This is a genomic window from Bartonella sp. AP57NXGY (assembly GCF_042195805.1).
In the GTDB taxonomy this organism is placed as follows: Bacteria; Pseudomonadota; Alphaproteobacteria; order Rhizobiales; family Rhizobiaceae; genus Bartonella.
Genome location: NZ_JBHIOZ010000544.1, coordinates 1 through 679 on the forward strand (window position 1 = coordinate 1; position 679 = coordinate 679).

Annotated in this window: 2 pseudogenes; both read left to right on the forward strand. The window is 43.9% G+C overall.

The window, feature by feature from the left end:
* A pseudogene (locus ACFIL8_RS11935) lies at positions 1-354 on the forward strand (PBSX family phage terminase large subunit); the annotation flags it as partial.
* Positions 339-679: pseudogene (locus ACFIL8_RS11940) on the forward strand (phage portal protein); the annotation flags it as partial. The pseudogenes ACFIL8_RS11935 and ACFIL8_RS11940, both read left to right, overlap by 16 nt.

Sequence of the window (679 nt, forward strand, 5' to 3'; positions counted from 1 at the left end):
CACAATGTGAGTTTTGAGAGCGCTCTTAAACAGGCAGGCTTTCAAACAAAAGTTATCCCTAATCAGGGAGCAGGGGCTGTTAAGATACGTATAGAAACAGTCCGCCGTGTTTTGCCTTCTGTTTGGTTTAATGAGAAGACGACAGTAGCAGGACGTAAGGCACTGAACTGGTATCACGAGAAATGGGATGAGAAGCGTAATATTGGCTTGGGAGCAGAGCATGATTGGTCCAGTCATGGGGCAGATGCCTTTGGACTGATGTGTATTTCATACAAACCACCAAAAGAAATACAAAAGCGACCAGCTTATAGCGGCAGAACGGAATATGAGAGTACCTCATGGATGGCAGAATGATGTATGATGAAGAGCATTTAGATAAAGAAAGTAACGCATCAGATTTGTCGACAGAAGGCTTATTTCGCAAGCTTGTGAGCTGGTACAAAGAAGATGTGGAGCATGTGAATAAATGGCGTGAACATGCGCGGGAGGATTTTGGTTTTTACAATGGTGATCAATGGAATGAAGAAGATTTATCGGCGTTAAAAAAGCAACGCCGCCCCGTTATGACCTTTAATCGTATTGCCCCATTGGTCAATGCCGTTGTGGGTTCAGAACGCAACAATAAGCGAGAAGTGCAATTCATTCCTCGTCAAATAGGGAAGGCATTGCCAAGTGAATT